The sequence below is a fragment of the Ferruginibacter sp. genome (assembly GCF_031430955.1).
GTDB lineage: Bacteria > Bacteroidota > Bacteroidia > Chitinophagales > Chitinophagaceae > Ferruginibacter.
Map to the genome: position 1 here is coordinate 1 of NZ_JANPCM010000275.1, position 8,829 is coordinate 8,829.

Genomic DNA, 8,829 nt, shown 5'->3' on the forward strand with positions numbered 1-8,829 from the left:
CATAGCCGGGGCAACTACTACCGGGCAGGTAGCGGATAAATAAACCGCCATTAATAAATTATCGCATAAGCCGTTGGCCATTTTTGCAAGTGTATTACAACTTAATGGTGCTATCAGCATTACATCGGCCCAGCGGCCCAGCATTACATGATTGGCCCACGTATCATTATCTGTAATATCTGCAAGTACATCGTTTTTAGATAAGGTGGACAGCGAAAGTGGCGTAACAAAATCTTTAGCAGCAGTGGTCATAATAATTTTTACTTCTGCACCCTGTTTTACTAAAAGCCTAACCAATATTGCAGATTTATAAGCAGCAATACTGCCTGTAATACCCAATAAAATTTTCTTTCCTTTCAGCATAAAAAAACCCATCTTGCATAAGGCAAGAAGGGTTAAAATTATAACTTCTTCTGTTAATAATATTGCTAAATATTACTGTTATTAACTAAAAAGGTCTTCGTCGTTTCTGCGGAAGTACACTTTATCTTCCATAAATTCTGTTGTAGCCAGTAAAGCAGGGTTTGGCATACGTTCGTATGCTTTAGAAATTTCTATCTGCTCTTTGTTTTCATGAATTTCTTCCAGGCTGTCCGTATGACTGGCAAATTCTTCCAGTTTATTATGCAATTCTTCCTTTACGGTAATGTTAATCTGGTTAGCACGCTTTGCAATTATAGCAATAGATTCATAAATATTACCTGTTTTTTGTTTTATATCAAATAAACTTTTAGGTTCTACAACACTGCTGGTATTACCTGTTAACTGACGACGTAATTTGCTCATATTTTATTGCTTTAATGTTATTTTGACTTAGATTATTATAACTCTCTGCTTCTTTTAATAATTTACTTTCGGGGTAGCGGTCTGCAAAATCCTGGTATTCGCTTATCACTTTTTCGTAACGCTCAATTTGCTTATCTACAAAGCTAAGCTTTGCAAATTTATAATACGCTTTTACTATTTTCAGTTTATACTCATCTCCTTTTACCGATTCGGGGTAATTGTTTATTAAGTTGGTAAAAGCAATTGCTGCAGCCCTGTGCTGACCTAAATTGTAATACAATTCCGCCGAGCGATATTCCTTTTGTTCCAGCTTTGCCCTGCAAATATCAATTATTTCAGTTGCTTCTTTAATACGTGCCGAGCCGGGGTGCGTATTAATAAAAGTCTGCATCATGCCAATTGCTTTGGTTGTATTAACCTGCTCCAGCTCCAGTTTTGGTGATTGTTTGTAAAAACAATAAGCATGTAAATAATCCACTTCCTCTGCTTTAGGGCTGTTAGGAAATACTTCTAAAAACCCTTTAAATAAAGCCTGCGCCTGCAGGTAATCCTTCATATAATAAAAACAGTAGGCGTCTTTATAATACAGTTCTTCAAATTTTGCAGTGCCCTTAAATACTGGGAACAACTCTTCGTATAACTGCTGTGCTACTTTGTATTTCTTTTTAGCAAAAAACTCATCTGCCATTTTAAGTTTATACTCGTAGTCTTTGCTTTTGTAAATTTTATTATACTTATTGCAGGATGTTGCAATGGTTAATAAAAAAAGGGCTGCCAATACAATTTTAGTTACTCTCATATAAAGGAATGCAAAATTAAAGGAATTTACTCAAAAATGCCAGTAAATAAACAATCAACCAAAAATTGGTAGTTAAGAGTTTGATAAATAAGGCCATTGATATTTAAATGTTGTAATCTTCTATACAAATCTTCTCCATTTCCCCTTTTCCGCAGGATGCTGTGCAAGGAGTGGCACAAAAAAAAGCCCTCCCGAAAACGGAAGGGCTATCATTGAGCAAAAAGTGAAAAGTTTGAAAATCTGTATTAGTTAGATTTTATATCAACTGTATTCTTGTCGCCACCACCAATTTCGCAGTTAGTAGTAATTCTGTCTGCACTTATTCCTTCTTTTTCAACAAGATAATTTTTAGCTGCATCTACTCTTTTCTGGCAATTTGCCTGAGAAGCTTTAGATGTTTCAGGGTAACCTGTAATTGTAATGTTACAATTAGGGCTTGCCTTTAATTTAGAAGCGACAGTAGCTAACATTGCTTTAACATCTGCGCTTAATGCAGCGGTATTACCTTTAAAAGAAAGGCTTGGGTAATCAGCAGGGCAAATTGGATCTCCTTTACCTGGAGCATTTTTGCAACATTCAGGATCTGGACATTTACCCACGCCATCAGCGTCAACAGGTTGACATTCTGTAGGAGTAATTAATTGTTTATCCTTACAATCAGGTACACCATCACCATCAGTATCAGCAGTAACACCATGAGTGTTTACATTACAACCTGCAGGTGTATTTGGTTCCCTGTCTAAATGGTCGCAAACGCCATCTCCATCAGCATCCGGACACTCAACTTTTGGCATTTTTTGGTTGCGGTGGTTCATTAACTCATCATATGCATAATCCAATGGATTCTGCCACCACAATGGCTCAACAGATTTAGCACCAAGGTTAAAATTTAAGCCTACAGATGCATAATTGTAAGAATCAAAATCACGTGTTAACACAGCGTCGCCTGATGCATGCTCCTGCCAGCGCTGACCGTCCAATAAATCATCTTTTATGAAAGTCCATCTGTCTTCAATAGCCAAATTAACACGTTTGCCTAATTTAAAGGCAACACCAGCTAATACAGTACCAGAAGGCTTTAAAGTATTTTTTCCTATTTTAGGGCGACGATCTCCCTGATTTTCTGCAGGAGTTTCGTAAGTTTTATCCATTCCTGCCTTTAAAGCATCTAACACATCTTTACGATTTTTGTAGGTAGTGTTTGTAATACCATTAAATAAGGTCCTGTATGGATTACCGCTTGCGTCCAAAGCATTAACCGAGGTATTGTAAAGAGTAGCTCCAATACCACCACCACCATAAATGATTATGCCAGTTTTTTTCTTGTGAAAACGGATATTGTTTAAAGTAACGATACCCTGTAAACCTAAATCCTGAACCTTAGCTTTGTAGTTGTAATAAACCACATCGGCAGTTGCTGAACGGGCTGAGCCTCCATTACCATCGCTGTAAACAATTTGACCAGAGTTTAATCTATCAGGTGAAAAATAACGTTTTCCAGCCAGTAAATTAACATTGTAGGCATCATTTTTACCAAAGTTGTTGGCACCTCCCCAGTTTTGTCCCTTGCCCACAGTATTCATGTACTGCAACCTTAAAGAAAAAACATACCCAAAAGCTTTTCTTACATGCACGGCAAAATTTGGTGCTGTTAATACTTTTGATGTAACATCTCCACTAACGGTAAAAATACCAGTAGAAACGCCTACTTCCCACATGTTACGTGGCTTAGCTGGAAAATTGTAGGATTTATTCCAGAATTCATTTTGCTGTGGCATTCCTTTAGCAGGAATAACAGAGGAGTCATAAACGCTTCCACTTCCGCCAACCTGGGCAAATGCTCCAAGGGCAAAAAAGGTAAAGGCGGTTAATAAGATTTTGTACTTTTTGCTTGTCATAACTTAATAATTAATAAAATTTCTAAATGTGTACGAGTTGATTTAATGCAAAAGTATTGAATGACTATTATTAAACCAAAAATTTTTAACATTTAATTTTGGCTAAAAAATCTCAAAAAATACTGCATTTGGATTGCTAAAGACATCATAGTCAGCAGTTTCGTTGCATTAAAGTTAAAGTATTTATTGATTTCCAAAGAATTATTTCTTAATAATTTTGTAACTCCCCCTTTATAAAATAGTTTGACAGCGCCTTTTCATGTGCTATATTGCTTTCATTTTCTATGAGATTTGTAACAGATATTATTGGACCAGAACTGAATATTTTTGAAAAAAAGTTTGCCGAAGCTGTTAAAAGCAGCACGCCCTTACTTGACAGGATAATGAAATACATCATTAAACGTAAAGGCAAGCAGTTAAGGCCTATGTTTGTTTTTTTAAGTGCAAAACTACATGGCGAAATTGGGGAAAGCACCTACAGAGCTGCAGCATTGGTGGAACTGTTGCACACTGCCACATTAGTACATGACGATGTTGTAGATGAATCTCTTGAACGGAGAGGTTTTTTTTCTATCAATGCAATTTGGAAAAATAAAATAGCTGTTTTAGTTGGTGACTACCTGCTTTCTAAAGGCCTTTTGTTATCTACCACCAATAACGATTTTGAACATTTACATATACTTTCCGAAGCAGTAAAACAAATGAGTGAAGGCGAATTGCTGCAAATTGAAAAATCACGTAAACTTAATTTGAAGGAAGATATTTATTTTGAAATAATAAAAAATAAAACCGCTTCATTACTTTCATCAGCCTGTGCCATTGGGGCTTACAGCACCAGCAAAGACGCTGCTGTTACTGCTAAAATGAAGTTGTTTGGAGAAAAGGCTGGCATTGCTTTTCAAATAAAAGATGATCTTTTTGATTATGGCAAAGCAGATATAGGCAAACCAACGGGTAATGATATAAAAGAAAAAAAACTTACACTGCCGTTAATATACACACTAAATAAAATTGATGCTAAAAAAAGAAGGGAACTTATATATATAATTAAAAATGAAAACACCAATGCCCAAAAAGTAAAACTGGTAATTGATACTGTGGAAGAAGCTGGCGGTATTATTTATGCTGAACAAAAAATGAATCAATACAGAGATGAAGCGTTGGAAATATTGTATGAATTTAAAGATGGCGAAGTGAGAAAAGCACTGGAACAATTGGTACGGTACACTACCGACAGAAAATATTAAAAGCCGCTGTACCCAGAAAAGGAAACAGCGAAGATTGAATTAAAGTTTATTATTGATTAATCAGTTAAAGAAATTATTTTTTGGATAAAAGATGGAACATATTAAAAGCTGATGAAAGTAAAGTGGAAAGTTTGCAGCAATCGCTTAAAATTAATAAAACCATCTGCAACATTTTGGCAGAAAGGGATATTGATGATTTCGAAAAGGCAAAACAATACTTCAGGCCACAACTAACCGGCTTACACGATGCCTGGCTAATGAAGGACATGGACATGGCTGTACGACGCATTACCGCTGCTTTTGAAAAAAAAGAAAAGATTCTAGTATTTGGAGATTATGATGTTGATGGCACTACCAGTGTGGCCTGCATGTACCAATTTCTCTGTAAAATTTATGACACTTTTCTTTTAGATTTTTATATACCACACCGCTACCGTGAAGGGTATGGCGTAAGCAAAATGGGGATAGATTTTGCAAAAGAAAATAATTTTACTTTAATAATTTCATTAGACTGTGGTATTAAATCGGTTGACCTGATTGCTTATGCAAAAACTTTAGGAATAGATTTTATTATTTGCGATCATCATTTACCTGATGATATAATTCCTGATGCTGCAGCCATCCTTAATCCTAAACAAAAAGATTGTAATTACCCTTACAAAGAATTGTGTGGCTGCGGTGTTGGTTTTAAATTAATTACTGCATTGGCCCAGCATTTTAATATTGAAGAAAAGCATTATTATTGTTATTTAGATTTAGTTGCCACAGCAATTGCTGCAGATATTGTACCTATGACAGGGGAAAACAGAATAATGGCTTTTTATGGTTTAGAAAAAATAAACAGTAATCCCAATCCCGGTATAAAAGCATTGATCCATTTAGGAGGTATTCAAAAAAAATTATCAATTAATAATGTGGTGTTTGTAATTGCGCCAAGGGTTAATGCTGCAGGCAGAATGGATGATGCAAGAAAAGCTGTGCAATTATTTATTGAACCGGAATATAATAAAGCATTAGCATTTGCCGAAATGCTGCACAGCGATAACAGTGACCGCAAGGAAGCAGACAGCAGCATTACAGAAGAAGCATTGGCAATAATTGATGCAGATGAAAAATTAATACATAAAAAAACTACAGTAGTTTTTAAGGATCACTGGCATAAAGGTGTGGTGGGTATTGTTGCCAGCCGTATGATTGAAAAATATTACCGGCCAACAGTTGTACTTACTCAAAGCGGCGAAGTGGCTGCAGGCAGTGCCAGAAGCGTTCCAGGATTTAATTTGTACGAAGCAATACATGCCTGCAGGGAATACCTCTTAGGTTATGGTGGCCATTTTGCAGCCGCCGGTATGTCTTTGCTGCCGGAAAATGTGGAAGCATTTGCAAATAAATTTGAAGCAGTAGTTTCTGCTACCATTGAAGACCATTTATTAATTCCTGAAATTATTATTGATACTGAAATTTTATTCAGCAACCTCAACCAATCTTTTTACAATATTATTTGCCAGATGGAACCTTTTGGGCCAGAAAATATGCGGCCGGTTTTTATTGCAAAAAAAGTTACTGATACAGGCTACTCAAAAATTGTAAAAGACCTGCACATAAGGTTTATTATTAAACAGGATAATTTTACTTTTACAGGTATTGGATTTAACATGGCCGAAAAATTTCATTTGCTGCAAATGCAAAAACCCGTTGATATTGTTTTTACCATTGATGAAAACGAATGGAATGGCAACACCACATTACAATTGAAAGTTATTGACCTGCAATTATCTGAATGAAAAAATATTTATACTATATAAAATATTTTTTTTACTTAGCTTATAAATGGGATATAAAAATTGCACAGTACATTCTATCGCAGGAAATAAAAGGAGAAAAAAAATACGGTATTATAACTACCGGTGCCGATGAATTGAAAAAGCTGGAAGAAAGAGGAATTGATACTGACCACTCCACTATTTACATGCCTGTAAGTTACTCCTTACTGGAAGAAATGATTGAACAATTAAACCGCTTAACCAATTCATCATTTAATCATTTTTTAGATATTGGCTGTGGTAAAGGCAGGGCTTTGTGTGTTGCCGCAAATAAAGGGTTTGGTAAAGTAACGGGCATAGATTTTTCGAAAGAATTTTGTAAAGCTGCTGAGAAAAACCTTAGTATGACCCGAAAACAATTCCCGGATCTGCAATATAAAATAATTAATAACGATGCTTTTTATTTTGAAATACCCAACGATGTAGATTGCATTTTTATGTTTAACCCTTTTGATGATGTAATTATGAGTGGCGTTGCAGAAAATATTTTAGAAAGTTTTGAAATCAACTCAAGGCCTATCACTTTAATCTATGTAAACCCTTTGTATAAAGAAGAATTACTGGCTGTGGGTTTTAAGCAAATTTATTATACGCAAAAGATGCAATATTTAGAAGCTGCCATTTTAGAATTAAAATAAAAGAGGATTACTTTTTCAAACAATCCGCTTTTAAAAAATATTATTTTCTTAATTGCCCATCAATTCCACACTTCTGTTTATAAAATTAGTAAGGCTGTTACCTTTTAATAATCCCTGGGAAAGCAGCGCTAAATCTGCAAGATTATGTACTAATTTTTCCTGCTTTTCTTTTGCACCTTCCGCTAAAATATTTTTATATACAGCGTGATTACCATTTACAGTAAGAGTAACTTCATCGGGCATATTTGCATAAAATGCACCCATGCCGCCAGCACCCTGCATAGCTGCCATATCTTTCATTCGGCGCATAAACTCAGGCCTTGTTGCTACTACCGGAGGCGCATCATTACTTAATCCTTTTACTTCTACAGAAACATTTAATTCCGGAATTTTTACGCCAAATAATTCTTTAAGCTTTGCTGCATCATCTTTACTCAGCACACTTTCGCCGCCTTCCTGTTTATCAATTAAATTATCGGTTATATCGCTATCCACTCTTACAAACTGTACTTTTTCCCATTTCATTTCCATTTGCTGTATAAAACCATTGTCAATAATGGTTTCCATCTTTACTACTTTGTAACCTTTGGAAACAGCCTGCTGAATATATGCGTCCTGCTGTACAGGATTGGTAGTATACAAAATAATTAAATTACCTTCTTTATTTTTTTGCAGCGTTTCTGTTGCAAGTCTGTATTCTTCTATGGTATAAAATTTATTATCGCTTGCATCCTGCAGAATATGAAACTTATTGGCCTTCTCTAAAAACTTATCATCGGTCATCATACCATACTTAACAAACAAGCCCAGGCTTTCCCATTTCTCTTCAAACTGTGTCCTGTCATTCTTAAATATCTCTTCTAATTTATCAGCAACTTTTTTAGTGATATGGCTGCTGATCCTTTTTACATTCTGATCTCCCTGTAAATAACTGCGGCTAACATTCAGCGGTATATCCGGACTGTCGATAACGCCATGCATAAGCATTAAAAATTCCGGTACAATTTCCTTTACTTCATCTGTAACAAAAACCTGGTTGCTGTATAATTGTATTTTATCTTTTTGTATTTCATAAGATTGTTTGATTTTAGGAAAATATAAAATACCGGTAAGATTAAAAGGATAATCCACATTTAAATGTATCCAGAATAAAGGCGTTTCGCCATAAGGATATAATTCTTTATAAAAATTTATATAATCTTCATCCGTTAATTCAGAAGGTTTTTTTGTCCAGGCTGGTGTTGGATTATTAATTGACTTTTCTGGCTCTGCTGTTTCTCCTTCTTTTAGTTCTTCTTTTTTCTCATTGACATTTTCAAAGTAAATGGGCACTGGTAAAAATCTGCAAAATTTTTGCAGCATGGCTTCTATTCGGTAAGCATCTAAAAATTCTTTACTCTCTTCATTAATATGTAAAACAATATCGGTTCCCCTATTTTCTTTTTCTACATCTTCCAGCGTAAATTCGGGGCTGCCGTCACATTCCCATCTTACTGCCTGGGCATCTTCTTTAAAACTTTTACTAAATACTTCCACTTTATCGCTTACCATAAAGGCAGAGTAAAAACCCAAACCAAAATGACCAATGATATTATTTTCGTTTTGCCCTTTGTATTTTTCCAAAAATTCTTCGGCGCC

At 35.3% G+C, this 8,829-nt stretch carries 8 protein-coding genes; 3 read left to right on the forward strand and 5 right to left on the reverse strand.

Annotation, left to right across the window (positions count from 1 at the left end; genetic code table 11):
- The 4 genes from ACY65O_RS07785 to ACY65O_RS07800 all read right to left on the reverse strand — a co-directional run.
- Positions 1-363: flavoprotein (locus ACY65O_RS07785; RefSeq protein ID WP_462220289.1), on the reverse strand; the 363-nt coding region annotated here is incomplete at its 3' end.
- A gap of 81 nt (positions 364-444) precedes the next feature.
- Positions 445-786, reverse strand: coding sequence for a DNA-directed RNA polymerase subunit omega (locus tag ACY65O_RS07790; RefSeq protein ID WP_462220290.1), 342 nt, complete (start codon positions 784-786; stop codon positions 445-447).
- Positions 755-1,585 (reverse strand): outer membrane protein assembly factor BamD, encoded by an 831-nt coding sequence (locus ACY65O_RS07795; protein ID WP_462220291.1) that lies wholly within the window; start codon positions 1,583-1,585, stop codon positions 755-757. The genes ACY65O_RS07790 and ACY65O_RS07795 overlap by 32 nt, the downstream gene beginning before the upstream one ends.
- Before the next feature lie 245 nt (positions 1,586-1,830).
- A complete protein-coding gene (locus ACY65O_RS07800; RefSeq protein WP_462220292.1) occupies positions 1,831-3,483 on the reverse strand; it encodes an OmpA family protein in 1,653 nt (550 codons plus the stop codon).
- A gap of 284 nt (positions 3,484-3,767) precedes the next feature.
- Between ACY65O_RS07800 and ACY65O_RS07805 the strand changes: the two genes are divergently transcribed.
- The 3 genes from ACY65O_RS07805 to ACY65O_RS07815 all read left to right on the forward strand — a co-directional run bounded on the left by ACY65O_RS07805 (position 3,768) and on the right by ACY65O_RS07815 (position 7,191).
- A complete protein-coding gene (locus ACY65O_RS07805) occupies positions 3,768-4,730 on the forward strand; it encodes a polyprenyl synthetase family protein (RefSeq protein ID WP_462220293.1) in 963 nt (320 codons plus the stop codon).
- An 80-nt stretch (positions 4,731-4,810) separates the two neighbouring features.
- Complete coding sequence (gene recJ / locus ACY65O_RS07810) at positions 4,811-6,514, forward strand: single-stranded-DNA-specific exonuclease RecJ (protein WP_462220294.1); 1,704 nt, start codon at positions 4,811-4,813, stop codon at positions 6,512-6,514.
- Positions 6,511-7,191: a class I SAM-dependent methyltransferase gene (locus ACY65O_RS07815; RefSeq protein ID WP_462220295.1), complete on the forward strand. Its 681-nt coding sequence runs from the start codon at positions 6,511-6,513 to the stop codon at positions 7,189-7,191. Before recJ ends, ACY65O_RS07815 begins: the two co-directional genes overlap by 4 nt.
- Positions 7,192-7,239: 48 nt before the next feature.
- Here ACY65O_RS07815 and htpG read toward each other — a convergent pair.
- Positions 7,240-8,829 (reverse strand): molecular chaperone HtpG (htpG, locus tag ACY65O_RS07820; protein WP_462220296.1); only part of this gene is annotated, 1,590 nt, incomplete at its 5' end.

What these genes read in the sequence shown, in the direction of transcription:
- ACY65O_RS07805 (WP_462220293.1), top strand. Translation starts at nt 3,768, where the DNA reads ATGAGATTTGTAACAGATATTATTGGACCAGAACTGAATATTTTTGAA.
- ACY65O_RS07815 (WP_462220295.1), top strand. Translation starts at nt 6,511, where the DNA reads ATGAAAAAATATTTATACTATATAAAATATTTTTTTTACTTAGCTTAT.
- ACY65O_RS07795 (WP_462220291.1), bottom strand. Translation starts at nt 1,585, where the DNA reads ATGAGAGTAACTAAAATTGTATTGGCAGCCCTTTTTTTATTAACCATT.
- ACY65O_RS07800 (WP_462220292.1), bottom strand. Translation starts at nt 3,483, where the DNA reads ATGACAAGCAAAAAGTACAAAATCTTATTAACCGCCTTTACCTTTTTT.
- ACY65O_RS07790 (WP_462220290.1), bottom strand. Translation starts at nt 786, where the DNA reads ATGAGCAAATTACGTCGTCAGTTAACAGGTAATACCAGCAGTGTTGTA.